The following is a 26557-nucleotide window of genomic DNA, read 5'->3' as shown; positions in this document are numbered from 1 at the left end:
CGCGCCTACCAGGTCACGGGCAGCTCGTGCACGCCGAGCAGGTTCTCATCCTTCTTGAAGCTGAGCTCCTCCGCAGGCACGGCCAGCCGCAGCGTGGGGATGCGCTGGAAGAGCGTCTTGAAGACCACCTCGAACTCGATGAGTGACAGCGCCCGCCCCGTGCACAGGTGGATGCCATGGCCGAAGGCGAAGTGACGGTGCACCTCGCGCTCGAGGTCCAGCCGGTCCGGGTTCTCGAAGACCGTCTCGTCGCGGTTGGCTGAATCCGGCTGGGCGAGGATGCCTTCGCCGGCGCGGATGAGCTGGCCGCCAAGGGTGACGTCCACCGTGGCGACGCGTTGCCGGCCCAGGTGCGAGACGTTGACGAAGCGCAGGAGCTCCTGGACGGCCGCGGTGATGGCCGCGGGGTCCTCCATCGCGCGGAACTTCTCCAACTGCTCCGGGTCGAGCAGCAGCGCCAGCGTGCCCAGGCCGAACATGTACGCGGGCGGCCCGTGGCCCGCGTAGAACAGCGCATGGAACATGGCGGCGGCATCCGGGGCGCTCAGCTTGCCCGTCGCCACCTGCTCGGCCACGACGCGCCCGATGAGCGTGTCCGTGGGCTCACGCAGGTTCGCCTCCACCAGCGACAGGAAGACGTCATCCAGTCCGGCCAGGGCCGCCATCGCCTCCTCGCGTGACGAGGTCCGGGAGCCGATGGTCCGGCTGAGGACGTGCAGGCGCTCCGCGCCGTCGTGGGGCACCCCGAGCAGGTCGCAGATGACGCGGATGGCGACAGGCAGCGCGAACGCGGCCATCAGGTCCACTGGCTGAGGGCCCGCCAGCATCGCGTCGATCGCCTCATCCACGGTGCGCTGGACTCGCGGCCGCAGGGCCTCCATGCGCCGGGGCAGGAACTCCTGCACGAGCATGGCCCGCTGCACCCGGTACTCCGCGTCCGGGCGGAAGAAGAAAGGCAGGGTCCGCTCCTGCCGCGCCACCGAGGAGGCGGAGATATGCGGGAACCCTGGCAGCGTGGAGTCCAGCACCATCCGGGTATCGCTCAGGACCGCGAGCACGTCCTGATAGCGGCTGACCAACCATGCCGTGTTGCCGTTGAACAGCCGGACCGGACACACCGGGGCTTCCTGCCTCAATCGCTTGTATTCAGCGGGAGGCTCCAACGGGTGCTGCCAATCCTTGGGGAACGGATAGGAATTGCTCATCGGGAAGCTCCTGTTCGTGTCAGCAGGGCGGCGGCGCCCGCCACGGTGGGATGCTGATACAGCTCACGCACTCCCAGGTCCCGGTCCATCTCGGTCCGGACCCGGGCCGCGATCTCAATCAACTGGAGGGAATGACCGCCGAGCCGGAAGAAGTCGTCGTACGGGTCGACCGAAGCGACCTTCAGCACGTCGGCGAAGATGCGGGCGAGGTGTGCCTCCGTCGCGGTCGGGGGCGGACGCAGGCTCGTCACGCGTGCGCCGGGGCTCACGGTCCGCAGGACCTCTTCGTAGGCCGCCAGCAGCCCTTCGATGAACGCCAGATCGAAGAGACTCTCATCGAACTCGGCCCACAGCGTGAACAGGCCGTCGGGGCGCTCCTCGACCCGCAGGGTGAGCTCGAACTTCGCGGAGGGGAGGTCCAACACCGACTCCGTCACCTCGCAGCCGTGCAGGGCCAGCGCTCCCGCCGTGTGGGGCGGATGGTAGGCGAAGTTCACCTGGACCACGGGAGAGCGCGTGGGCTCCCTGGGCGGGCACAGGTCCTGGACGAGCTGCTCGAAGGGCAGGTCCTTGTGGGCGTACGCGTCCGCCGTGGCCGCGGCCACCCTCGTGAGCAGCTGGCGAAAATCAGGGGCGCCGCGCAGGTCCACTTCCAGCACGACGGTGTTGACGAAGAATCCGAGCACGCGCTCGACCTCGGGCAGGTCCCGGTTCGCCACGGCCAGCCCCAGCAACACCCGCTCACGTCCCGCGCGCTGACCGAGCACGAGGCCGCACGCGGCGGCCAGCACCGTGAACACCGTCTGACGTTCAGCGCTCGCCAGGGCGTGCACGGACCGGACAAGGGCGGCGGGCAGCACGCGATGCGCACGGCGCCCCTGGCCCAGCGCGGGACGCGGGGCGACCAGGTCCAGGAACAAGGGAGCGCCGGACAGCCGCTCACGCCACCAGCGCGACAGGGACTCGCGCCGTGGAGCGGTGAGCTGTTCGCGCTGCCACGCGGACCAGTCCACGTACTGCACGGGCAGCTCGGCCAGGCCCGTGGGTTCGCCCAGGACCGCCGCGCGGTACACGAGGGCCAGGTCCTCGGAGAAGACCTGGAGCGACCCGCCGTCCGCCGCGAGCAGGTGCAGCGCGAAGACCAGGAAGTGCGTCCGGGGCTCCAGCCGGAGCACGGTGAGCCGCAGCAGCGGTCCGCGCTCCACGTCGAACGGACGGGCCGCCTCGGCTTGCGCGTGGCGCAGGGCCTCGGCTTCGGTCGCCACGTCCACGACATGGAGAGGGGCCTGTCCATGCGGCGCGAGGTGCTGCTGCGTCCCCAGGGGGAAGACGGTCCGCAGCGGTTCGTGCCGGGCCACCAGCACGTCCAGGGCCTCTCGCAGGGCTCGCAGGTCCAGCGGGCCCGCCACCCGGTGGCAGCGGACCGTGGCATGGGCCGCGCCGGTGGGGTCCATCCGGTGCAGGAAGCACAGCCGCTGCTGGGCGAAGGACATCGGGAACGCGGTCGTCATGCGCGCGGCAATCGCTTGAGGGAGGTGGAGGCGGCCGGCGCCACGGTGAGCGCCGCGGCCAGCTGCGCGACGGTGGGCCCCATGAGGATGGTCGCGAGCCCGACCTCGCGCCCCATCATCCGGCTCAGCCGCGAGGCCAGCCGCATCGCCTGCAGGGAGTGCATGCCCAGCGCGAGCAGGCTCTCGTGGACATCCACCCGGATGACCCCCAGCAGCTCCGCGACCACCGCCGCGATGCGGACCTCGGTCTCGGTCCTGGGCGCCGTGAAGGGCGCCTCCGGACTGCGTGGGGTCGTGGTGGGCAGCCGGGAGCGGTCCACCTTCCCGTGCGGGGTCAACGGCCACGCCTCCAGAACGACGACCTCCGAGGGCACCAGGTGTCCCGGCAGCCTGCGCGCCAGGTCCTCGCGCACGGCCTGCGCGGACACCGCGACTCCCGGCTCGGACACCACATACCCCACGAGGCGGGGCTCCTCCGCGCGCGAGTCGATGACCGCGAGGGTGTCCGCCACGCCGGGATGCTCCGCCAGGGCGGCGCGCACCTCCGCCAGCTCCACCCGGAAGCCCCGGACCTTCACCTGCTCATCGCGGCGGCCCAGGAACTCGATGAGGCCCCCCGGGAGCCACCGGCCCAGGTCTCCGCTGCGGTAGAGCCGCCCGCCCGGATGCGCCGCGAGCGGATCCGGCACGAACCGCTCCGCGGTGAGCTCCGGCCTGTTCCGGTACCCCCGCGCGAGGCCGTCCCCTCCGATGCAGATCTCCCCCACGGCGCCCGGCGGCGCCACCTGCCCGGCCGCGTCGAGCACGACGACGTGGGCATTGAGCAGCGCCCGGCCGATGGGCACGTTCGGGGCCTCGGGGTCATGCCCTTCGTCGAGCTTGTAGGCAGTGGCCATGACGGTGGCCTCCGTGGGGCCGTAGGCGTTCGTCAGCTTCGTGAAGCCCGCGCGCTGAAGCATGCGGAACGCCTCCGGGGGAAAGGCCTCCCCGCCCGCGATCATCCGGTCCAGGGCGGCGAAGGCCTCCGGGGCCTCCGCCGCCAACCGCGGCAACACCACGGGGGGAACCACCGCGTGCGTGATGCGCTCCTCGACGAGGCACCGGGCCAGCGAGGGCACGTCCCAGACGGGCGGCAGGAAGTGGACCGCCGCGCCGTTCAACAGCGTCCCCCAGACCTCCAACACCGAGACATCGAAGGAGACCGACGCCATCGCCAGCATCGTCTTGCCCGGCCCCAGGTCGTCGGCCAGGGCCGTCCGGTACATGAGCGACACGACCGAGCGGTGTTCGATTTGAACGCCCTTGGGCTTGCCCGTGGAGCCGGAGGTGTAGAGGACATAGGCCAGGTCGGACGGACTCCCCGAGGGCAACGGCGGACCGGACTTCGGGGGAAGGTCGTCCAGCACGACGGTGGGCAGGCCGGTGAGCCGGTCCGTCAGCGCCGCCGTGGTGCCCAGGGCGTGCGCCCCGGCATCCCGGACGAGCGACTCCAGGTAGGGCGGCGGCGCCTTCGGATCCAACGAGAGGAAGGCCGCCCCCGCCATGAGGCTCCCCAACTGGGCCACGACCAGCTCCGCCGAGCGGTGGATGCACACCGCCACCAGCGACCCCTGGCCAACGCCCAGGCCTCGCAGGTGGTGCGCCAGGGTCTCCGCCTGGCGCATCAGTGCTCCGTACGTCAGCACGGACGCCCCCGCCTTCACCGCAGGAGCGTCGGGCGCAAGCCGGGTCCAGTGGGCCAGCAGGTCATGCACCCGGTACGTGGGAGCCTCCGTCCTGGCCCCCACGCTGACGAGCGCGCGCTGCCCCGCTTCGTTCATCAAGGCCAGCCGGGACACGCGGGTGTCCGGCTCGGCGGTGATGGAGCGCAGCAGCTGCTGGTACGCGGACAGCATCCCGGTGACGAAGAAGTCGTCGAAGAGGTCGGAGTCGAACTCCCACGAGAGCAGGATGCCGCTCAGGGAGGCCCGGGGGCTGGAGCGCACGGGGCTGTCGGAGCGGGGAATGCTCACCAGGTCCCCGGCGAACCGGCTGATGTGTCCCGGTTCGGCGTAGAGGGGCACCGCGACGACGGACAGCTCGAACTTGGCGGAGCCGTTGCTCAGGCCCTCGACGATGGTGACGTCGAGCGGGGACGCGTCGAGCGAGCCCACCGACGAGTCATGGAAGTTGAACATCGTCTGGATCAACGGATTGAGCCCGCCCTGGAGCCGCGCGGGTGACTCCGCGAAGATGTGCTCGTACGGCAGCTCCTGATGGTCGAAGACCTCCAGCGTGTTGCGCCGCACCCGCGCCAGGAGCTCCGTGAAGGTAGGGTCCTCGTGCAGCCGGCCGCGCAACACCACCGTGTTGACGAGCATGCCCAGCAGGCTCTCCGTGTCCTGCCAGCGCCGGTTCGCGACCGCGGTCCCGACGAGGATGTCCCGCGAGCCGGTGTAGCGGTGCAACAGGACGAAGAACGCCGCGAGGAGCGTGGTGAAGAGGGACGTGTGATTGCGGTCCGCCAGGTCCTGCAACCGGCGCGCGAGCTCCGCGTCCAGCTCCATCCGGGGCGCCACGCCCCGGAAGCGCCGGGTCCCGGACAGCGCGCGGCGCGGGAGCTGGAGCTGCGTCTCCGCGCCCTCCAGGGCCTGACGCCAGAAGCGGCGCTGCGCGTTCGCGGCCTCCGTGCCCACCCACTCCCGCTGCCACCGCGCGTAGTCGTAATACTGCACGGCCAGCGGAGGGCGGCGCGACTGTCCGTGGCGCACATGGTCGGCGTAGCCGTTGATCAGCTCGCGGACGAAGACGTTGAACGACCAGCCGTCGTGCACGACGTGGTGCTCGACGTGCACGAGCAGGTGCTCCTCCGCGCCGACCTTCAGGAGCCGCCAGCGGAACGGCCTGCCCTCCGCCAGCACGAAGTGCGTCTGCACGGCCTCGCGAACCGCCTCGCCCACCCGGGCCTCCAGCACGTCCTCGCCCACGCCGCTGAAGTCCTGGAGCGGCACCTCCACCTCCCAGGGCGGCTCCAGCTCGCAGCGCAGCTCTCCATCCACCTCCGGGAAGCGGGTGCGCATCACGTCGTGACGACGGACGACGTCCGTGAGGCTCGCGTGCAGCGCGGCGAGGTCCAGGGCCCCCGCGAGCCGGAAGACGGCTTGCGTGTGGTAGGCCCGCGCGTCCGGGTTGAGCTTGTGCATCAACCACACCCGCTCCTGGCCAAACGACGGGGCGATGGCGGCGCCCGGCTCGCCTCCGCGAGGCCCCAGGTCCACCCCACCCTGCCCCTGCTTCAAGCCGGCCGCGAGCTGGGCGACCGTGGGCGACTGGAGCACCGCGCTCAACTCCAGCCGAGCCCCCAGGACGCGGCGCACGCGGGCGACGAGCTGGGTCGCGAACAGCGAGTGCCCGCCCAGCTCGAACAAATCGTCATGCCGCCCCACCCGCTCCATCCCGAGCAGCGCCGCCGCGATGGCCGCCAGGGCCTCTTCGGCGGGGGACTCCGGCGGCTGGTAGCCGGTCCGCTCCCGCCGCTGGGGACGGGGCAGCCGGGCCCGGTCCACCTTGCCGCTCGTGTTCAGCGGCCACGCGTCCACCACCACCACCACGTCCGGCACCAGATAGCCGGGCAGCCGGCGGCGCAGCTCCGCGCGCACCGCGTCGCCGGACAGCACCGCGCCGACGACCGGCATCACGTAGCCCAGCAGCCGCTCCCCCGTGCCGTCCACGAGCGCCACCGCGTCCCGCACGTCCGGCAGCGCGGCCAGGGCCGCCTCCACCTGGCCCAGCTCGATTCGCGCGCCGCGGATCTTCACCTGGTCGTCGCGGCGGCCCAGGAACTCCAGCGTGCCGTCCGGCAGCCACCGGCCCAGGTCGCCGCTGCGGTACAGCCGGCCTCCCGGCAGCGGGCCGAACGCATCCGGAATGAACCGCTCGGCGGTGAGGCCCGGCAGGCCCAGGTATCCGCGTCCGACCCCGTCTCCTCCGAAGCACAGCTCTCCCGGGGCTCCGTCGGGGACGGGGCGCAGGTGCTCATCGAGCAGGACCACGTGGTAGTTCGAGATGGGGCGGCCAATGGGCACGCGCTCGCCGTCCACGGAGCGCACGGCCTGGAGCGTGCTGGCCACCGTCACCTCCGTGGGGCCATAGCCGTTGATGAAGCGGTGCTGCGCGCCCCACTGCCGGACGGTCTCCGGCAGGCACACGTCTCCCACGCTCATCAGCATCTGGAGGTCGGGGAAGCCGCCCGGCCGCAGCGTGCGCAGCACCGTCGCGGGCAGCACCGCGTGGGTGATGCGCCGGGCCACCAGCAGTTGGGCCAGCGGCTCGCCGGAGAGCCGTGCCGCATCCAGGGTCTCCAGCCGCCCGCCGTTGGGCAGCGCCAGCAGGACGTCGAACAGGGACGCGTCGAACGACGGGTGGAAGTACTGGAGCGCGCGCGTGTCCGGCCCCAAGTCGCCCAGGAAGTCCCGCTGGGCGTGCAGGAGGTTGGCGACCCCGCGATGCTCGCTCATCACCAGCTTGGGCTCCCCCGTCGAGCCGGACGTGCAGATGATGTACGCGAGGTCCTCTGGAGCGAGCACCGCGTCGTCCGCGTGTGACGTGGCGGAGCCCGCTTCGGTCCCCGCATCCAGGAAGGGGACTCCTGGCACCGCGCTGTCCGGCGAGAAGCCGGCCACGAGCGCCGCACCCACCCTGCGGACGATGTCCTCCCGCCAGGCCCGCGGATGCGCCGGCGACAGCGGAAGGTAGGCCGCGCCCACCCGCCAGACCGCGAGCGCGAGCTCCACGAAGGCGGGGCCCCGGTCCAGCACGAGCGTGACCACGTCCCCCCGTCCGATGCCGCGGGCCCGCAGGGCCGAGGCCAGGGCGTGGGTGCGCGCGTCCAGCCGCGCATAGGTCGTTTCAGTGGTCCCGTCCGAGAGCGCCACGCGGTCCGCGTGCAGCCGGCATTGCTCCGCGATGACGTCCACCACCGAGCGCCATGGACCGTGGTCGACCCTGGAGTCCGGGACGCGCGCCGGAGCATCCCGCGCCACCGCTGTGTTCCGGCCTGCCAGCGCCCAGGGGCTCTTGCGACGCAGGCTCGCGAGCAGTCGTTCGTATTCGGTTCCGGTGACGCGGGAGGAAGGGGGCGTGGCGGTCATGCGAGGGCTCCTCAGGCAATGACTATCGCCTTGGCTCTCCGCGCGGAGGCTCGCCGCCCGGCAGCCCGGCGTCCCGGACGTCTAGCACGCGAAGAACACCGCGGTGCCATCATTCGGAGACATCCCGGGTGACTCCATGCGAATGCCAGGAAGGAGTCAGGTTGCTGCCTCGGCCCCGAAGGCGCGTGGGACTCGCGCTTCCGGGGCCGGGGTTCATGCATTCCGTCGGTCCGCGAAGGGCGGCTCAGTACCAATCCCAGTAGTCGATGAAGATGATGATCGTGGTGCCGTTGGGGCAGTGGTAGATGATGATCAGCGAGTGGTGGTAGCGGGTGAGCTGGTCAGGCCGCCCACCCATGAAGTTCGTCTGCCGGAACTGCGCGTCCACGGTGGTGCGCGCGAAGGGCAGCGGATTCGGGACCTCCGTGGAGACGGTCTGCATCGTCGCGGGCAGGCGGGCCACGGCCTTGCCGGACGCGTCGATGACGTCCACCTCACCCCGGTACTCGCCCACCTGGATGTCCTCGGCGGCCGCACGCGCGCGCAGCTTGTAGTAGCCCGCGGGGATGCCGGCCTGCGGCGCGTCCAGGTAGGTGAAGCCGAAGTCCGCGCCCTCGGCCAGCGCGGTGGCGGGGACCTGCTCGAAGCCGGCAATGCTGCTGCCGGCGAACGTCCTGCCGTCCTTCGACACGGTGACGGTCTCTTCCGGGTTGATCTTCACACCGGCCGCCTTGGCCGCTTCATGCAACTGCGCCCGGGGGTCCGTGCACTCCAGCGTGGGAGCCTTCGGGGCGTCGAGGCGCGGCATGTACGCCGCCAGCCGCTCACCGGCGATGGCCGTGGTGGAGGTCAGAACCAGCGCCGCGACAAGGGAGAAAGCCTGGACGAACTTTCGAGTCATGAGGGCACCCACAGGGGAATGACGAGAAGGGAAAAGCGTCCCCATGGGCCACCCCGGGAACGCCTCTCGTCATTCCGAGACCTCTGCACTGCGAATGCCAATCACAGCTCAGGGGCCTGTCCCAGGCGGCGGCGTTTCCGCGGGCCGGCAGGCTGTGACAGGAATGGCCACACACGACCCAGGATTCATAGCGAAACCCGCCACATACGGGATATCCGTTATATCTGGCGCCGCGCCGGCGGGAGCTGCCCTATGATTCGAAGCAGGAGGCTGACCCGACCGCCCATGCCGAAGTACTCCGTGAACCTGTCCGCCGCGCCTGAAGGTCATGAGGTCCCACCGCTGCTCCAGAAGGTCGGCGAGTGGGTGGGCAAGCAAGACCATGGAACCCTGGGTTGGTTCGATGGGCTGCTGGCCGAGACCGTCCCCGAGGAGTGGGACCCGGTGAAGGCGGAGCGTCTTCGCGCCTCCGCCTTCTCGTTCCTGAACCTCCCGGATGGCTCGCTGCTCCTGCTGGTGAAGCCCGGCGGGAAGGCCCCAGCCGCCGTGGCGCTGCTCGGCTCCGAAGGGGAGACGCGGACCGTCGCGAACAGCCTGGAGGAGTTCCTCGCCCTGTGGTCCCAGGGAGAGACGGACATCAGCGAGCTCGACGACGAGGAGGCCGGGTCCGGACGCGAGGCCCTGGCCGCATGGTTGAAGAAGAACAAGGTCAAGGCACCCAAGGCGAAGGCGTTCGACTTCTCCGCCTGGCTCGACGGCGACGAGAAGGCCGGCGCGATGCCGCGGACGGTCTCCGCGCCCACGTTCTCGCCCACCGGGGTGGTGGCGAAGCTCGGTCCGAAGACACGGCAGGTGGCGTCGGTGCTCGGACGTCGCGCGGACGCTCCCGAGGTCATCACCTACGTGACGGAGGTGCTCGGCAAGAAGCTGCCGGCCTCGACGAGCGAGAACAACGATTCGGTCAACGTCTCCGCGCCCAAGCACGGCGTGGAGCTGGTCCTGTCGCATGACATCCTGCACGACGCCTTTCCGCCGGTTCCGAAGACCGCCAGAAGCTTCATCCCCTACGTCTCCCTCGCATGGGTACGGCCGGCGATAGGCGAAGACGTCCTGGGCGTGCCCTGGAAGGCGAAGTCGGAGGAGGAGGTCTCGAAGGTGCTGGGGCCGCCCACCGGCCGCCGGGCACGCTTCACGGATGAGGACGAGCCCACCGTCGCCTATTGGGTCCATGCGCTCGACAGCGCTGGGTACTTGAAGCTCGAGGTCGAGTTCGACGATTCGGTCTCCGTCACCCTCACGGTGACGGGCTCGGGGGAGCTCGCCCGGTATCCGGATGTCACCACGGCGCTCTTCGTCGGCTATGCGGTGACGCGTGGGCTGCTGGACACCTCACGCTTCCCGGCACACCAGGCGCTGCTGACCCGCATCGCGCGGCGGGAGGCCCAGGGCTCGGAGTTGGTGAAGCAGGCCATGCCGCGTGGACTCTGGGCGAACCATCTGCGGGATGAGCCAGCACTCCAGACGCTGTTGTGGCGCTGGTTCCACAACATGAACGACCTGTGGATCACGAAGGATCTCATCAAGGTGTTCGGCAAGCGCGCAGGCGAGCATGGTCACGACGCGCCAAAGCTGGATGACGACACGTGGGACGCCGTCGACATGGCCGCGCCCCTGCTCGACAAGCGCTTCGCCGCGTTCATCAAGAAGTAGCCATCTCGCTTACTGGCGGATCAGCTCATGGACCGGCTTTCCATCCGGTCCCACGCCATCCAGCCGCACGAAGTCGACCGAGAAGGGCCAGGACGTCTTCACGAAGACGTGCTCCAGGCGGGAGACGCCGTTGCCCAGCTTCGTCCACGCCTGGACCTGGCATCCGCCGTCGACCCGCGTGGTGGTGATGTCGACGGGGCGCGAGGGAAAGGCCTTCAGGCTCACCCGGACCCGCCAGCCCTCCGCGGTGGCCTCGACCGACTGCGAGTCCTCCAACCCATACACGGGTTGCTCGACCCCCAGCAGCTCCTCCACCTCCGCCGGCCCGCGCTCCAACATCCGCCAGTACACATGCACGGGACGCGTCCCCACGGGGCGGCAGGCCTCGTCCAGGCGCACGGAGTAGTGGACCTGGTTGCGGTTCTCGCTCCGGGTCAGGAAGAAGGCGGACTGCGATAGGACCGGCGCCCCGGCCGCGGAGGCCAGGGTCGCGACGGTCATCAGCGCAACGGCAGTGAGGTTGTTGAACCCGGATCCAGGAAGCATGGGGGTCCCCCTTTGATAGCGGCATGACGGCGGTCGCTCGCGAGGCCGTATCGGGATGTCGAATACCGCTGTCCCCCGGAACTGTCACCCCCCCGGCACACTCTTCACAGAATTCGGCGCAGGCTCCTCCGAGTACCTCCTCGTCCGCCTGTCGAAGCCCCCCGCGGCCTGGGGTGGCCCACGCGCCGGGGCCAGCCTTGCACTCGCCGTGAGCAGTCCCAGGTGCGCCAGAATCGCTCGCCCCCTCCCCCTTCCACGTGGGGGCTACGGCTCGGTGTCCCGGGCCGGTTGCGTGACGTTCAGCGCTCGGCGTCCATGCGCGCCTTCTCACGGACGATGACATCGCGCACGTGGTCGCGCAGGGCGTGCACGTCCCCGGCGAAGCCCTCCGGGTCGATGGGCTCCAGCACGCGCACCCGGGCGTGGACCGCCTGCTGGATGACCAGCCCGTGCTTGGGCATGGTCCGCGCGGTGCCAGTGAGGACCACGGGGATGATGGGGCAGCGCTGCTGGATGGCCAGCGTGAAGGCGCCGTCCTTGAAGGCCTTCACCTCCCCATCCTTGGAGCGGGTGCCTTCGGGAAACATCAGGATGGGGACGCCACGCGACAGCCAACGCTCACACTCGGCCATCATCTGGATGATGCTCGCCCGGTCTCCGCGGATGAGCGGCACATACCGGTTGAGATGCATGTTCCAGCCGATGAGCGGCAGCTTGAAGTTTTCCGCCTTGGAGACCCATTTGAAAGGCCGGTAGAGGCCGAAGAGGACCAGAATGTCCCCCAGCGACTGGTGGTTGGCCACCAGCACCGCCGCGCCCTTCCAGGGCAGGCGTTCGCGGCCCTCCACCCGCAGGTGCCACATCGGGTTCACGTAGAAATACAGCTGTGCCCAGAAGCACGAGTACAGGTGAAGCACGCGTCCATTCGCGTCAAACGGGCGGGTGAGCGTCCACAGCAGGAGCGCTCCAAGGAACAACACCGCGCTGGACAGCGCGAGGAAGGTCCAGAACGCGATCGAGAGGAGGATTCGGATGGCTCCCACTCTGTCATGGATGGATGGCTTCACACAGCGTAGGTGGGCATGGATGACGCCCGGTGCACGAAGCGGATCGCGTGGGTGACGGCATCCATCGCGGCGCCGGCCTCGAGTGTCAGCGACCATTCGCCCGTGCTGAGCTTCCGGACGTCTCCCATCCCGCCTATCCGCTGGAGGCGGAAGCCCGGTGCCAGAGGATGTCCCCGCCGGGTCCAGCGACGGCGCGCCCTTCACTGCCCACCGGCTCCTCCTTGCCGTCGCACAGGAAGTCGATGCCCGCGGTGTCGTGAGCAGGGACCTTCGCGAGGAAGCGCTCACCGGAGGCTCCGCGCCCGACGATGACGCCGAACCTCGGGCTGCCGTCGCGCTCGTACAGCACCGTGTACGTCTCGATACGGCCAGGGCCCGTGGCGTCCTCCACGAACGGAGGGACCGGCCCACGCGCGGCGTCCGCTTCCGCCTGATGCTCGAAGGCCTCAGGGAGTGTTCCAGCGGGCGGAGGTTCGCGCGTGAGCACCAGGCCGTGGTTGTACGTCGCGAAGCCGCCGTTGCCGAAGAGCAGGCCATGGCGTCCCTGCTCGCGCAACCGCTGCACCATGCTGACCACCGCGTGGCCCATGTAGTTGGCGATGGGCCCGCCGCCGAACGTGAGGCCTCCGAACACGGTGGCCGGCTTCTCCACCGGCCAGCCCAGCACCCGGCGCGCCATCTTCGGCACGCAGGGAAAGCAACTGTAGAGCTCCACGAAGTCGAGCGCGTCGACGCCCAGCCCATTCAGCTCCAGCGTGCGGCGCAGCGACACGGCCATGCTCGGTGAGCTCGCGTAGCCATCGCGGGCCATGAAGTCCTCCGGCTCGTGCGCCGCCGCGCCCCGTCCCACGTACACGAGACGGTCCTCCGGCATGCCGCGCGCGAGCGCCTTCGCCAGGCTGGTGACGAGGAACCCGGCGCCCTGGTTCACGGCGCTGTTCGCCACCATCCGCTTCCAATACGGGAACGCGATGGGCCGGTTGGACGGTGACGGCGTGACAATCTCTTCCACGGACAAAGGCTCTCGGAGCCACGCGCCCGGGTTGCCCGCCGCGACCTGGGAGAACCGCGACCAGATCTCGCCGCTCTCCCGCTGCGCCTCCGCCAGCGTCTGGCCGTACGCGGCGCGGCCGGCATTCTCATACAGGGGATAGACGTCGACCGGCGAGTTGAGGCCGTAGCGCTTGCGGTAGGCCGCGTGCGCCTGGACACCGATGCTCGTCGCCGCGTTGTGCGCGGAGGGTGCATCCCCCGCCGCCAGCGCCGCACGCCGGGCCGCCGTGCGCAGCGCCTCACCGCCCACGACCGCCGCGACCTCCACCTCGCCTGCGGCAACGCGGTTGGCGGCCTCGTGGAGCAGCCGCACCGGGCTGTCACCGCTGGCCTCCGCCGTCTGCTCATGGAGGCGCGGCCGGGCGCCCAGGCGCTCCGCCAGGGCGAGCGGCAGCGGGCCCATCTGCCGGAACGAGAGCTGATCCACCACCGCCAGCGAATCCAGCCGGGAGAGCCAGCCACCGCCCGCGTCCGCGTCCGCCGCCCGCAGCGCGGCCTCCATCAAGCCCAGCGAGTCCAGCCCCCGCAGCGGATCGTCCGGACGGTCGTTGATCTGCCCCACGCCCACGATGACGGGAATCCGGTTCGCGTCCTTCATGACTCGCCTCCTGACCGACCTGCTCCCACGACCCGCCATCCCGGTCAATAAGTGGCCCCGGAGCTGGCCGGACGACATCCGCGACCGTGACCACGGCGCCACGCCTCGCAACGACATGCACCTGGGCTGCCGGGGGGAGTTCGTCCTGACGGAGACCCTCCCCGAGGGACTGGAGCAGGCGCCGTCCGCACCGCGCGGCCTACCTGGGCAAGCAGCGGGTCCGCGTCGCGGTCCCTGTCCGAGCGCGGTAGCCTGTCACCTTCCACCTCACGCACGGAGCCGCGGATGAAACTCCAGACCACGCTGACCACTGTTCTCGCCCTCGCCACGGGCGCCGCGGAAGCCCGGGACCCCGCGCAGGACGAGCGCGAGCTGCTCAAGGTCGAGGCCGCGCTCTGCCGCGCCTTCGAGACTGGCGACGTCGCCACGCTGCGCAAGAGCCTGGACGCGCGCTTCACGCTCACCGACTCCAAGGGCACGGTGACCGACCTGGAGCAGAACCTGGCGGAGGTGGCGAAGAAGGACCCCGTCTACGAGGTCTTCCGCAACCACCACCAGAAGATCCGTCTGTACGGAGACGCCGCCGTCGTCACCGGCATCACCACCCTCAAGGGCCACTCCGGCAAGACGCAGTTCGAAGGCGACTTCCAGTTCACCGACACCTGGGTCTACCGCGATGGTCAGTGGAAGCTCGCCGCGAGCCACGCGACCCGGCTGTCCAGGTAACCTGCCTCACGCCGCTTCGGCCCCGGCCTCCGGCACGGGGCCGTCCGCGAACTCCAGCCCGTCGCGCCGCTGGTCGAGCTTCTCCTGGAGCGCCCGGATGATCTGGACGCTGAAGAGGGCCATGACCAGGGCGGAGCCCGCGGCGATCAGCCCCACCACGGCGCCGGCGGTCGACATGCCCCCGTCCGCCGTCTCCAGCTTCCCGATGATCCGCTGGTCCACCTGGTTCATGATCCGCGACAGGACGTTGGCCCCCCACCACATGGAGAGGGGAAGCACCGCGGCGAAGTGCGCCCCACCCAGCCGCGTCGCGACCTCCTTCATGAGGTGGTAGGGCTTCACCCAGTTCGCCAGGGGAATCAGCCACCACCAGACCGCCATCGCTGGGGAATCCCCGATGTCTCTTCCCAGGGCCTTGAGCTGACGGACGACCCGGTGGAACCACATCAGGAGGAAGACCTGGGCCAGGACCCCTGCCCCCACGTTCAGGAAGACCACGCCCGCGGCGGGCAGGCCCTGCACCTGCTCGGTGAACACCCCCAGGAACAGGATGACGTGGAGGCCCAGGCTCAACAGGTCCGTCGCCGCGGAGAACTGGAGCGCGGTCACCGCTCGCCGAGCCCGGCCACGCGAGTCAGGCACCTCCAGGGCGGAGAACCGCAGGCACTCGCGGCACCAGCCGTTCTCCTGGCCACACCCCGAGCAGACATATCTTCCACACCGAGCGCAGGTGCGCACCGCTTCCCTTTCGGGATGCTGCGGACACACGGCCTGCGGCTCAACTTCCCCCTCGACGGCACTGAGCATGAAGAGAGGAATTAGGACCTGTCTTCAATCCCTCGTCAATCCCACATAGGCAAGGCTGGCGCCCAGCCGCTTCATGCCTTCTGGAATGCGTGTCGCGGGAATGCCGCCATAGCCCAGCACCAGCCCTGGCCGCGCGCGAGGTCCCATGAAGTAACGCGACAGGGTGATGAGCCCGACCCCCGCGGCCCGGGCTCGCGCCACCGTCTCGCGCTCCAGCGCCATGCCACCCCGCCGGAACGTCGCGCACAGGTGCAGGCCCGCCACGGAGGGCACCCCCTGGAGCCAGTCGCCGCAATGGCGCGCAAGCCCCTCCGCCACGCGCTCGTGCCGCGCCTCGTAGTCCCGCCGCATCTTGCGGATGTGCCGCGCCAGCAGCCCGCTGTCGATGAACCGCGCGAGCGCGGCCTGCTCCGGCACCGGGCTGTGCCAGTCCATCACGCGCCGGGCCCACCGCAGCTCCCGCTGGAGCGACGGCGGCGCGACGAGGAACCCCATCCGCAGCATGGGCACCATCACCTTCGAGAACGAGCCCACGTAGAGCACCCGCCCGGAGCGGTCCATCCCATGCAACGTCTCCAGGGGCCGGCCGCCAAAGCGGAACTCACTGTCGTAGTCGTCTTCAATCACCACCGCGTCCCGCCGCTTCGCCCACTCCAGCAGCGCCACCCGGCGCGCGGGTGACATGGGCATGCCCAGCGGGAACTGGTGCGACGGCGTGACGTAGACGAGCCGCGCGGCGTCCGGCAGCGCCGCCACGTCCAGCCCCTCCGCGTCCACCGGCACCGGCACGACGCGCGCTCCCAGCGACTGGAACACCTGCCGCGCGGGCGGATAGCCCGGCTCCTCCATGGCGACGCAGTCCCCCGGCTCGATGAGCACCCGGCCCACGAGGTCCAGCGCCTGCTGCGCGCCATTGGTGATGAACACGTCCTCCGCCTCCGCACGCACGCCCCGCGAGACGCCCACGTGCCGGGCCACCGCCTCCCGCAGCCCCCGGTGCCCGGCGGCGTCCACGTAGCCTCCGGACACCGTGGCGGCCCGCAGCTGGCGCGCCACCAGCCGGCGCCAGGACTCGAAGGGGAAGCCCGAGACATCCGGGCTGCCCACGCCAAAGTCATACGCGGCGGGAGCCAGCGGAGCGGGCAGGTCCGGCAGCGAACGCCAGAAGGCCCGCGCGCGCAGCGGCACCTGGGCCTCCCGCCCTGCCCTGCCGCGCGGCCGGGAGGCCTCCCCCTGGACGAAGCTCCCCGCCCGCGTGCGCCCCGCGATGAGCCCCTCGGCGGTGAGCCATTCATACGCCACGCCCACGGTGTTGCGGGCCACGTCCAGGCGCAGGGCCAGCTCGCGGGTGGGCGGCAACCGCTCCCCACGCCGCAGGCGCCCGTCCAGGATGGCCGCGCGCAGCCCCCGGTAGATCTGCCCGGCCAGGTCCCGGCGTCCCCGGAGCTCCACATGGAAGTCCATGCCGCATCCTCCCACGGATTGGCCCAATGGATTTCGCCAATCCTGGCCCTGCCACCGGGCCAGCGGAGGACCATCCTTCCGCCATGACCGATTCCACCTACGCCTCCCACCCCGTCGACTCCGAACGCATGCCATGGATTCCCATGGGCCGGCCCGGGCTCGCGTTCAAGCCGCTGCGCTTCTTCCGCGATGGCAGCGGCTGGATGTACCTCTTCCGCCTGGAGCCCGGCACCCTCATCCCCCGGCACCGCCACATGGGCGAGTCGCACGCCTACAACATCTCCGGGCGCCGCAAGCTGCTCGACACCGGCGAGGTGATTGGCCCGGGCACGTATGTCTATGAGCCGCCCGGCAACGTGGACAGCTGGCAGGTCGTGGGCGATGAGCCCCTCGTGCTGCACATCACCGTGAAGGGCGGCATCGAATACCTGGGCGAAGACGGCCAGGTCCTCCGGAGCGTGAGCCCCGCGGAGCGGCTGGAGACGTACCGCCGCTGGTGCCAGGAGCACGGCGTGGAGGCGCTCGCCACCATCGAGTGACGAATGCGGTTGCCCCGGCTTCCGCCTCCGGGCAGGAGGAGTCCTGGACCCCGCACCGGAAGGAAGCCCGCCCATGCCGCCCAGGCCCACCGCACCGCCCCAGCTCCAGTCCGCGCCCGAAGCGCTGCGCAAGTTCGTCGAGGGCCTGCTCACCCTGGACCTGGAGGAGCCCTGGGCCCAGCCCGCGGAGGTGAAACAGACAGGTGCCGCTGCCTGGCGGCCTCCCAATGCCTACACGCTGGTGATGGGGAACCTGGACGTCGAAGGCAACGTGGTGGTGGACGTCGCCGGGTATGACGAGGGCATCCTCGTCGTGTTCGGCGACGTCACGTGCCGCAACCTCCTCGTCGACGTGGGCTTCACCTTCGTCTGCACCGGGACGCTGCGCGTGAAGGAGACGCTCGTGGCCACGTCCATGGACAGCGTGACGTACGCGGCGGGGGTGGTGGAGGCGGAGCTCGTCGACTCCGGCTCCGGCGCGTGGCTCACCCTCTTTGGAGACGCGTCCCAACTGCACGTGAAGCATCTCACGCATTACGTGATGAACGGCCGCAAGGTCATCAAGTCGCAGAACCCTCCCGACCTGCGCGCGCTGGTCGTTCCAGAGGTCCTGGACCTGGAGGAATGGGATTCCCTCTCCGCGCAGCAGCAGGCGGAGGAGGATCCGAAGGTCCTCATCAAGCTGGACGCGCGAGCGGCCAGCAAGCGCCTGGCCCGAGGCGAGAGCCTCTTTCTCCCGCGCTGAGAAGCCCTCCAGCGCCAGCTTCCGGCCCGCGCCCTGCGTGCGGGCCGTCCTCACGCGGAATGTCAGACGCGCTTGATAGCTTGCGTACTGTCCGAGGCCGACCGGACGACAGGCTTTCGCCACTCCTGGGCGAAAAGCGTTATCACAAACCGAGGAACATCTTGCGCAATCTTGGATGGAAGTCTTTGGCGGCGGTGTGGCTGACGTGTGCCCTGACAGGCTGTGGCGCGGAGATGGAGCAGGGCGCGGAGCCCCAGCTGGAGAAGGGCCCTCCGCCAGAAGAACGGGTGCAGGCCCTGGCCAGCTGCTCCGGCCCCATCGCCCTCACCCCCAACGTGACCGTCACCGGCATCAGCGCGAACGCCGGGGAGTATTCCTGCACGTACACGCTGTACGTCGCGTCCGCGAACAGCAACCTCACCTTCAGCACCTCCGGCGGCTCGGGCGACGTGGACCTGTACGTGAAGTACGGCTCGGAGCCGACCACGGGGAGCAGCACCTGTAGCTCCGCGGGCAGCACCAGCACGGAGTCCTGCACCATCACCGGCTCACAGGTGGGCACGTATTACGTGAAGCTGTATGGCTATTCCGCGTTCAGCGGCGCGACCCTGAAGGCGACGTCCACGCCGTCCGGTCCCACGGGCTGCACCAGCAGCACCACGCTGACCAAGGACGTGCCCCTGAACGGCATCGGCGCGACCGCGGGCAACTGGTCCTGCATCTACAAGCTGTCCGTCCCCACCGGCGCAACCCACGTGACGTTCACCACCACCGGCAGCGGCGACGCCGACCTGTTCGTGCGCCGGGAGGCCTCTCCCACCGAGTCGGTCTACGACTGCAGGTCCAACAGCTACTACAGCAGCTATGAGACGTGCACCCTCCCCGTGTCGTCCACGGGCATCTACTGGGCGCGCCTGTACGGCACCGGGGACTTCTCCAATGTGAGCATCACGGGCACGTACACCCTGTCGGAGGGACAGCCGGGGTGCACGACCACCAGCGCGCTCAACAACAACACCCCCATGTATGGCGTGAGCGCGCCGTCCGGGGCCTTCTCCTGCGACTACACGCTCGACATCCCGTCGGGGGCCACGAGCGTCACCTTCAGCACCACGAACGGCTCGGGCGGCACCGCGCGCCTCTACGCGAAGCGCGGCAGCTCCCCCACCCTGTCCTCCTATGACTGCCTGGCCAACACGAGCGGCACCAACAACCAGTCGTGCACGCTCACCAACCCCACGGCGGGCACCTGGCACGTGCGCGTGTACAACGCGTCCTCGTCCACGGCGCTCACCAACGCCTCCGTGCGCGGCGCCTACGTCACCGGCGGCACGGGCAACCCGGGCACCGGCACGCTGACGAACGGAGTCCCGGTAACGGGCCTGTCGGGCGCGCAGGGGTCGTACCGCTACTGGACCGTCACCGTGCCTGCCGGGAAGACCTCGCTGCTCGTGCAGACGATGTTCGGCACGGGTGACGCGGACCTGTACGTCCGCCTGGGCTCGCGGCCCGAGGACTACGTCTACGACTGCCGCCCCCTGACCAGTGGCAACACGGAGTCGTGCCTCATCAACGCCCCCACGGCGGGCGTCTACCACGTGATGATCAAGGGCTATACGGACTACTCCGGCGTGACGCTGAAGGCGTCCTACTGAAGCCGTCCCGCGAACCTGATGTGTGAAGCAGTGCCCGGCCCCGAGGTGATTTCTTCCCTCGGGGCCGGGGTTGGGGGAACACTCCGGACCCATGAGCGCTCGGCGGTTCGACGTGGTGGTCCTCGGCTCCGGCCCCGGCGGTGAAGGGGCCTCGATGAAGGCGGTGAAGTCCGGCCGCAAGGTGTGCACCGTGGAGCAGGGAGCCCTGGTGGGCGGCGCCTGCACCCACACCGCCACCATCCCCTCCAAGGCCCTGCGCCACGCCATCCAGCGGCTCCTGGACGTGCAGCAGGACCACCCGGAGATGCGGGCGGAGCTGGCCCGGCACACCACGCTCAAGGACATGATGCGCGTGGCGACCACCGTCGTGTCCAAGCAGGTGCAGCTGCGCACCACCTTCTACGAGCGCAACCGCGTGGACCTGGTGACGGGCCGCGCGAAGTTCCGGGACGCGCACACGGTGGAGGTGACGGAGCCGCGCGGCTCCGTGGAGCTGCTCACCGCGGACGCCTTCGTCATCGCCACGGGCTCCAGGCCCTACCGGCCCGCGGGCGTGGACTTCCGCCACCCGCGCATCTTCGACTCGGACACCATCCTCAAGCTGCGCGAGTCCCCGCTGTCGATGATCATCTACGGCGCGGGCGTCATCGGCTGCGAGTACGCCTCCATGTTCCGGATGCTCGGCGTGAAGGTGGACCTGGTGAACACGCGCGACCGGCTCCTGTCCTTCCTGGACGATGAAATCTCCGACGCCCTCTCCTACCACCTGCGCGAACAGGGCGTGCTCATCCGCCACCAGGAGGAGATGGTCTCCGTGGAGCCGCACGACGACAGCGTGGTGCTCCAGTTGAAGAGCGGCAAGCGGCTGAAGGCGGACGTCTTCCTCTGGGCCAACGGCCGCTCCGGCAACAGCCAGGACCTGGGGCTGGAGGCGCTGGGCATCGCGGTGGACTCGCGCGGGTGCATCCAGGTCAACGACGGCTACCAGACGTCCGTGCCCCACATCTACGCGGTGGGTGACGTGGTGGGCGCCCCGTCCCTGGCGAGCGCCTCCTATGACCAGGGCCGCTTCGCCGCCACGCACATCGTGGAGGGGCGGATGGAGCACAAGCTGGTGAAGGACATCCCCACCGGCATCTACACCAGCCCCGAAATCAGCAGCCTGGGCCGCACCGAGCGCGAGCTCACCCAGGCGGGCATCCCCTATGAGGTGGGCCACGCCTTCTTCAAGAGCCTGGCGCGCGCCCAGATTACCGGCCGCACCGTGGGCATGCTGAAGCTGCTGTTCCACCGGGAGACGCGAGAGATTCTCGGCATCCACTGCTTCGGGGACAACGCCTCGGAGATCATCCACATCGGCCAGGCCATCATGGCGCAGGACTGGCCGGGCAACGGCATCGACTACTTCATCAACACGACCTTCAACTACCCCACCATGGCGGAGGCGTACCGCGTGGCGGCGCTCAACGGCCTCAACCGGCTGTTCTGAAGAAACACGAAGGGCACCGCGGGCGCTTGCAGGCCCACGGTGCCCCGGGTGTGTCACGTCAGGCGGTGACTAGTAGCGGTAGGTGTCCTGCTTGTAGGGGCCGCTCTTCTCCACGCCGATGTACTGCGCCTGCTCCGGGGTGAGCTCCGTGAGCTGGGCGTTGAGCTTCTTGAGCTGGAGGCGGGCGACCTTCTCGTCCAGGTGCTTGGGCAGCACGTACACCTTGCCCACCTGGTACTTGTCGCTGTGCGAGTACAGCTCGATCTGCGCGATGGTCTGGTTCGCGAAGGAGCTGGACATCACGTAGCTGGGGTGGCCCGTGCCGCAGCCCAGGTTCACCAGGCGGCCCTTGGCCAGCAGGATGATGCGCTTGTTGTCCGGGAAGATGACGTGGTCGACCTGGGGCTTGATCTCCTCCCACTGGTACTTCTCCAGGGAGGCGACCTCGATCTCATTGTCGAAGTGGCCGATGTTGCAGACGATGGCCTGGTCCTTCATCTTGGCCATGTGCTCATGGGTGATGACGGACTTGTTGCCCGTGGCGGTGACGAAGATGTCCGCCTTGTCCGCGGCGTAGTCCATGGTCACGACGCGGTAGCCCTCCATCGCGGCCTGGAGCGCGCAGATGGGGTCGATTTCCGTCACCCACACCTGGGCGGACAGCGCGCGCAGGGCCTGCGCGGAGCCCTTGCCCACGTCGCCGTAGCCCGCGACGACGGCGATCTTCCCGGCAACCATCACGTCCGTGGCGCGCTTGATGCCGTCCACCAGGGACTCACGGCAGCCGTAGAGGTTGTCGAACTTGCTCTTCGTCACGCTGTCGTTGACGTTGATGGCGCGGAACAGGAGCGTGCCCTTCTGGGACATCTCCTGCAGGCGGTGCACGCCCGTGGTCGTCTCCTCGGTGACGCCGAGGATCTTGGCGCTCTTGCGCGAGTACCAGGTGGCGTCCTCGGCAAGCTTGGCCTTGATGGAGGCGTACAGCTCCGTCTCCTCCTCGCTCTGGGGGTTCGCGATGACGGACAGGTCCTTCTCCGCGCGCTTGCCCAGGTGCATGAGCAGCGTGGCGTCACCGCCGTCGTCGAGGATCATGTTCGGACCCTCGTGGTCGCTGCCGGCGGGGCCGAACTCGAAGATGCGGTGGGTGAAGTCCCAGTACTCCTTGAGGGACTCGCCCTTGTGCGCGAACACCGGCGTGCCGGCCTCCACCAGCGCGGCGGCGGCGTGGTCCTGCGTGGAGAAGATGTTGCAGGACGCCCAGCGCACCTGCGCGCCCAGCGCCTGGAGCGTCTCCACCAGCACGGCGGTCTGGATGGTCATGTGCAGCGAGCCCGTGACGCGAGCGCCCTTGAGCGGCTGCTGCTTCGCGTACTCCTCGCGGATCGCCATGAGCGCGGGCATCTCGCTCTCGGCGATGCGGATCTCCTTGCGGCCCCAGCTGGCGAGCTTGAGGTCGGCGATGGCGTAGTCCTGATTCTGCTGCTTGATAACCGCGGTCATGTGTGGCTCCGGATCCAGGGTGGCGCGCCTGCTGGCAAGGGAGCGGCCGTGCCCTGGGAAGAAAGGCCGCCTCACCCTCGCGAGAAACGCGTTCAGGTGAGCGCCGTTGGGTCATTCGGCTTCGAGCCTGGGGCCGGGAAGGCCTCGCAACGCTCCTCGAAGTCGCGGGGGAAACTACGAGATGGCGCCCTGAATTTCAAAGGGAGATTGCCCCCGGGGAGGCGGCCGGAAGTCGCACCCGAGGTGTCCTGGCGGACAGCCTCAGGGAATGTCACGAGGGGTGGGAGAAGCTGCCCCCTCCTCCGGCTGAACGCGGGCGTGCTCTCCCTGTCGAATGGCAGGAGACCGGGCGAGGCCCCATCGTGGTGTCCGAGGTGTCACCGGAACGCATTGACCACGACGGCTGACGCCACGGAGCCATCGAGAATGGCCGTGCCGGGCTTTGACTCGGGTCGCTTCCGCATCTGGTCCTCGCTCAGCCGTGCCACGGCGCAGATGGGGACCTCGTCGCCGTCGGGTGGATGGGCCTTGTAGTACCGGACAACGGCCTGTGGCCCGCTCGTCCAGACCTCTCCGTACAGCCGTGTTGTCGTCTCCAGCGGGCCCAGATCGCGCATGAGGACGCTCTCAATCGGGCCATCGTAGAGGGTGATGCGGCGCGATCTCATCTGGTTCGCGTCCAGCTCCACGAGCGCGGCGTCCCCCACATGCAGCTTCAGGTATCGCATGGCTTCGAGCGCCTTCTCTGGACACGCCTGCATTCCAGGAGAGCCGTCCGAGCGCAATGAAACGCCACCGGCCGTGGTGCACGCAGAGGACGTGACAAGCAGGATGATAGAGGAGAGCAGGGGGGCTCGGTGGGTGGGCATGTCAGGAACTTCTACTGCCGAACCAGGGTGCGATCCATCCTCACCAGGACCTGCTGGTTGCCGTCAGACCTGAAGATCTGCAGGGCCAGATCCACCAATCGCCCGTTCTTCTCGAAGGCTCTCTTGTCCGCCACGACGGCGATGGTTCCTGACTGCCCTGGAGCGATCGCGGAACGGGTCATCCGAAGCGCGAAGGACTGCTTCGTGTGGCTCGTCATGTCGCGCGTCAGGTAGGCGTCCGCGAACTCCCATGTGCCGGCGGAGCCCGTGTTCGTCAGGGAGATAACGGCTGCCGCCTTGCCTTGGCCCGAGTAGACCTCAACGATCATTTCCATGTCCGGGTCTTTCGGGCGGGCGGATGCCACGAATCGAAACGGCGTCTTCTTTGCCTGCCCATTCGCCAGAAGCGTCGCGTACGCATGATCGATGGAGTTCTCCTCCTTGCGATAGCGTTCGTTTTCCTCGGTCAAGACGTCGTTCTTCTTGAGGGCGTCCATCAGGGCCGAGTGCATGGCCGCGTAGCTCTCCCGATTCTTGAACACGTCAACCTGCTGGTCGAGAATCGGTGGCCACCCACCGCCATCCTTCTCCCTCCACGGGGGCCTTACGAGGAATGGGATCCCGGTGCCATCCGCCAGGGTCACGATCAAGGGGAGCCCTTCATCGCTGTCGAGGTCCCGGATCGGCTCGATGATGACCTTGTTGCGAACCACCGTCAGCGGTTCGAGCCGGCCCTCCCAGCCAAGGACCTTCGTCTCGCTCGGATCAACGGGGCCCTCGAAGCGCAAGGTCGTGATGACATGCCCCTTCACGTAGACGGTCTGGGTGCCGTCCGACGGGTGCTCCGAGAGCAGGATGGTCCGCTGCTTGGGGCGGTCGCACTTGTCGCTTGCCTTCACGGCCGCTCCGGTCAGCAGGACGAAAAGCAGGATCGATCTTGCGAATGGGCCAGGTCGCATAGAATAGACAACGTATCAGGATGGAAGTCCGCCGGCCAACCCAAGACCACCCCAAAAACCCACAAACATGCGAATCACACCAAGCCTTGAAATCTAAAAGCCTGAAGCAAGGATGACGCAGCTCCTGATCTCCAGAGGGCCGGCTCCTGGGAGTTCCATGCAATCCGTCTGGCTTGTTCTGTTACTCCTCTTGCTGGGAGGGTGTGCGACCACCCGCGTCGTCCACGTGGATGTTGGAGGCGGGAGGCAGGTGGTTCATGAGTCCATGGAGGTGGCTCCGGTCCAGGTGGGTGAGGACGCGTTCAAGGCGGCCCTCACGCGGCTCCTCCTGGACATGCGCATGGACGTGGCCTTCCGCGAGACGGATGCGGCCGACCAGCGGGGGTGGGTGCGGTCCAGGGCCCTGCTCGCGTCCTCGAAGGGACTCGCGGACCCGGGCTCGGGCAGCTCACCTGACGCGCTGTACGCGCGCATCTGCCCTGACGGGGACGACTGTTTGACCCTGGTGGGCGGGACGGGGCTGACGTTCTCGCGCAAGGACCGGACGTTGATGGCCCTGTCGTTCGCGCTGGACACGGTCTGGGAGAGTGTCGAGGCCGAGGTCGGCAAGGTGCTGAACCCGGTGGTCCTCAAGGCCATGGTGACCTCGGCCGCGCTGTCCGTGCTCCTCACGATGACGCTGCCCGAGCCCGTCACGAAGGTCATCGCGGTCGCGTTGACGGCGGCGATGGTGGCCTACCTGGGCATCGTGCCGGTCTGGGAGATGGGCCGGGGCTTCGTGCGGCTCTGGGATGACGCAGGGACGGCAACGAGCGTCATCGAGTTGCAGGACATCGGCCATCGCTTCGGCAAGGTGCTCGGGACCAATGGGACGCGTGTCCTGGTGTTGCTCGTCACCGCGGCCCTGGGCGGAAGGAGTGCGATGGCGGCCCAGGGCCCCAGGCTCCCGGGCTTCCCCCAGGCCGCCTTGCGAGGACAGGCCGAGGCGGGATTCATCCTCGGAGAGGCACTGAATGGCGGCGTGACGTCCATCGCGATGCCTGCCGCAGGAGTGCTGAACGTGGCGCTGGCTCCGGGAGCCGCGGCGGCACTGGCGATGTATGGAGAGGGACGGTTTCCTGGTGACGAGACGGGGCCGGTTCATCACATCTGCACGAACAAGAACCTGGTTTCGGCTGCCGCGGGCGGGCCGTGGACGCCCCAGTGCGAGAAGATATTCGGGAAGGCCGGGATGACGCTTGAAGACGCGGCCAACAAGATTCGGCTCAAGGGGCACGAGGGTCCGCACCCTGAGCTGTATCACCGAAGGGTAGTTCAGCGACTCGAACGCTCGGTTGCAAACTGCCGAACCACGGAGAACTGCCGGGCCAGTTTGATGAAGGAGCTTGCGAGGATCGCCAACGAGCTTCTGACGCAAGATTCCGAGTTACGGAGCTTCATTGTGAAGGTTGAGGGTTGAGGTGGAGCGTCATTTCTACTGGGTGGAGCTTGGAGATGTTCCGCGGTGGCTCCTTGAGACGCCGACACGGGGTTCTGGTGAGGCTTTTGACGAGCCCTGGATGTTCGCGGATGGTCGCGTCCTTCCTGACCTGGGATCTCTCAAGTCACGAATCTCACATCCTGGAAGGAAGCGGACGTTTGACTTCTCTGTGATTGAAGCAGCTCCCATCGTCAGCGAAGCCGTTGCGAACGTCTTCAGGACGCTCGCCCCCGGCGATGTGCAGCTCTTCCCCGTATCAATCGAGGGAGAGGCCGACCCGTACTTCGTCGTCAATGCCACCAAAGTCATTGATTGCATCGACGAGGCACGGTGCCGGGAGGTGCATCACTACGACGAGGGCGACCACCCTCCTGGATTGGAGGGGGAGTACAACTGGATCTACGGGCTGCGAATCGCCCCCTCGAAGACCGGGGGCGCGCAGGTCTTCCGTCTGAAGAAGTTCAAGGTCGCGTTCATCGTCTCGGAAGCCGTCAAGGACGCCCTCGAAGCGGTCGGCAACCTGGGCGTGTCGTTCGAGCGCGTCACGGATCCCCATTGAAGACAGGATGACCACCGCCCCGCTGCTCGCCTCCCGCTGACGGCC

20 protein-coding genes and 1 riboswitch are annotated in these 26557 nt (G+C 68.9%); of the genes, 8 read left to right on the top strand and 12 right to left on the bottom strand.

What is annotated here, in order from left to right; translation table 11 throughout:
* Positions 1-5 precede the first annotated feature (5 nt).
* From JYJ93_RS09790 to JYJ93_RS09775, 4 genes are all read right to left on the bottom strand, one after another.
* Positions 6-1205 (bottom strand): cytochrome P450, encoded by a 1200-nt coding sequence (locus tag JYJ93_RS09790; RefSeq protein ID WP_206788502.1) that lies wholly within the window; start codon positions 1203-1205, stop codon positions 6-8.
* Positions 1202-2716, bottom strand: a complete 1515-nt coding sequence (locus JYJ93_RS09785) for a condensation domain-containing protein (RefSeq protein ID WP_206788500.1) — start codon at positions 2714-2716, stop codon at positions 1202-1204. The genes JYJ93_RS09790 and JYJ93_RS09785 overlap by 4 nt, the downstream gene beginning before the upstream one ends.
* Positions 2713-7845, bottom strand: a complete 5133-nt coding sequence (locus JYJ93_RS09780) for a non-ribosomal peptide synthetase (protein ID WP_206788498.1) — start codon at positions 7843-7845, stop codon at positions 2713-2715. The genes JYJ93_RS09785 and JYJ93_RS09780 overlap by 4 nt, the downstream gene beginning before the upstream one ends.
* Before the next feature lie 244 nt (positions 7846-8089).
* The gene (locus tag JYJ93_RS09775) at positions 8090-8746 is read right to left on the bottom strand and encodes a hypothetical protein (protein WP_206788489.1); all 657 of its coding nucleotides are present in this window, start codon (positions 8744-8746) and stop codon (positions 8090-8092) included.
* A 285-nt stretch (positions 8747-9031) separates the two neighbouring features.
* Here JYJ93_RS09775 and JYJ93_RS09770 point away from each other — a divergent pair, with 285 nt between their 5' ends.
* Entirely contained in the window at positions 9032-10456 is a 1425-nt protein-coding gene (locus JYJ93_RS09770) for a hypothetical protein (protein ID WP_206788487.1), read from the top strand.
* A gap of 9 nt (positions 10457-10465) precedes the next feature.
* Here JYJ93_RS09770 and JYJ93_RS09765 read toward each other — a convergent pair whose 3' ends face one another.
* The 3 genes from JYJ93_RS09765 to JYJ93_RS09755 all read right to left on the bottom strand — a co-directional run bounded on the left by JYJ93_RS09765 (position 10466) and on the right by JYJ93_RS09755 (position 13720).
* A complete protein-coding gene (locus tag JYJ93_RS09765; RefSeq protein ID WP_206788485.1) occupies positions 10466-11002 on the bottom strand; it encodes a DUF4833 domain-containing protein in 537 nt (178 codons plus the stop codon).
* Positions 11003-11301: 299 nt separating this feature from the next.
* The gene (locus tag JYJ93_RS09760) at positions 11302-12036 is read right to left on the bottom strand and encodes a lysophospholipid acyltransferase family protein (protein ID WP_269013143.1); all 735 of its coding nucleotides are present in this window, start codon (positions 12034-12036) and stop codon (positions 11302-11304) included.
* A gap of 166 nt (positions 12037-12202) precedes the next feature.
* Positions 12203-13720 carry an acetyl-CoA acetyltransferase gene (locus tag JYJ93_RS09755; RefSeq protein ID WP_206788483.1) on the bottom strand — a complete coding sequence of 506 codons (1518 nt, stop codon included), beginning with the start codon at positions 13718-13720 and terminating at the stop codon, positions 12203-12205.
* A 285-nt stretch (positions 13721-14005) separates the two neighbouring features.
* On the opposite strand from JYJ93_RS09755, the gene JYJ93_RS09750 reads away from it, so the two are divergent.
* Complete coding sequence (locus JYJ93_RS09750; protein ID WP_206788481.1) at positions 14006-14446, top strand: nuclear transport factor 2 family protein; 441 nt, start codon at positions 14006-14008, stop codon at positions 14444-14446.
* Positions 14447-14452: 6 nt separating this feature from the next.
* On the opposite strand, the gene JYJ93_RS40555 is transcribed toward JYJ93_RS09750, so the two are convergent.
* Together JYJ93_RS40555 and JYJ93_RS09740 are read right to left on the bottom strand one after the other, a co-directional pair.
* The gene (locus JYJ93_RS40555) at positions 14453-15184 is read right to left on the bottom strand and encodes a DUF4328 domain-containing protein (RefSeq protein ID WP_206788471.1); all 732 of its coding nucleotides are present in this window, start codon (positions 15182-15184) and stop codon (positions 14453-14455) included.
* Positions 15185-15277: 93 nt separating this feature from the next.
* Positions 15278-16717, bottom strand: a complete 1440-nt coding sequence (locus tag JYJ93_RS09740) for a PLP-dependent aminotransferase family protein (RefSeq protein WP_206788469.1) — start codon at positions 16715-16717, stop codon at positions 15278-15280.
* An 83-nt stretch (positions 16718-16800) separates the two neighbouring features.
* On the opposite strand from JYJ93_RS09740, the gene JYJ93_RS09735 reads away from it, so the two are divergent.
* From JYJ93_RS09735 to sthA, 4 genes are all read left to right on the top strand, one after another.
* Positions 16801-17256 (top strand): cupin domain-containing protein, encoded by a 456-nt coding sequence (locus JYJ93_RS09735; protein ID WP_206788466.1) that lies wholly within the window; start codon positions 16801-16803, stop codon positions 17254-17256.
* A 73-nt stretch (positions 17257-17329) separates the two neighbouring features.
* Positions 17330-18001 carry a hypothetical protein gene (locus JYJ93_RS09730; protein ID WP_206788464.1) on the top strand — a complete coding sequence of 224 codons (672 nt, stop codon included), beginning with the start codon at positions 17330-17332 and terminating at the stop codon, positions 17999-18001.
* Between the two features lie 161 nt (positions 18002-18162).
* On the top strand, positions 18163-19656 hold the full coding sequence (locus JYJ93_RS09725) for a PPC domain-containing protein (protein WP_206788462.1): 1494 nt from the start codon (positions 18163-18165) through the stop codon (positions 19654-19656).
* Between the two features lie 91 nt (positions 19657-19747).
* Entirely contained in the window at positions 19748-21145 is a 1398-nt protein-coding gene (gene sthA / locus JYJ93_RS09720) for a Si-specific NAD(P)(+) transhydrogenase (RefSeq protein ID WP_206788459.1), read from the top strand.
* Between the two features lie 69 nt (positions 21146-21214).
* Here the strand turns inward: sthA and ahcY are convergent, their stop codons facing one another.
* From ahcY to JYJ93_RS09705, 3 genes are all read right to left on the bottom strand, one after another.
* Complete coding sequence (ahcY, locus tag JYJ93_RS09715; RefSeq protein ID WP_206788456.1) at positions 21215-22645, bottom strand: adenosylhomocysteinase; 1431 nt, start codon at positions 22643-22645, stop codon at positions 21215-21217.
* 91 nt (positions 22646-22736) lie between these two features.
* A riboswitch (S-adenosyl-L-homocysteine riboswitch) is annotated at positions 22737-22809 on the bottom strand.
* A 213-nt stretch (positions 22810-23022) separates the two neighbouring features.
* Positions 23023-23514 (bottom strand): serine/threonine protein kinase, encoded by a 492-nt coding sequence (locus tag JYJ93_RS09710; RefSeq protein ID WP_206788454.1) that lies wholly within the window; start codon positions 23512-23514, stop codon positions 23023-23025.
* An 11-nt stretch (positions 23515-23525) separates the two neighbouring features.
* Positions 23526-24473 (bottom strand): DUF2381 family protein, encoded by a 948-nt coding sequence (locus JYJ93_RS09705; protein WP_206788452.1) that lies wholly within the window; start codon positions 24471-24473, stop codon positions 23526-23528.
* A gap of 157 nt (positions 24474-24630) precedes the next feature.
* On the opposite strand from JYJ93_RS09705, the gene JYJ93_RS09700 reads away from it, so the two are divergent.
* Positions 24631-25932 carry an AHH domain-containing protein gene (locus tag JYJ93_RS09700; RefSeq protein ID WP_206800215.1) on the top strand — a complete coding sequence of 434 codons (1302 nt, stop codon included), beginning with the start codon at positions 24631-24633 and terminating at the stop codon, positions 25930-25932.
* A 1-nt stretch (position 25933) separates the two neighbouring features.
* Positions 25934-26512 (top strand): DUF1629 domain-containing protein, encoded by a 579-nt coding sequence (locus JYJ93_RS09695; RefSeq protein ID WP_206788450.1) that lies wholly within the window; start codon positions 25934-25936, stop codon positions 26510-26512.
* Positions 26513-26557 lie beyond the last annotated feature (45 nt).

It is taken from the genome of Corallococcus sp. NCSPR001 (assembly GCF_017309135.1).
GTDB lineage: Bacteria > Myxococcota > Myxococcia > Myxococcales > Myxococcaceae > Corallococcus.
Note: the sequence above shows the minus strand (reverse complement) of the source record. Positions and strands in the feature narration are given on the sequence as shown.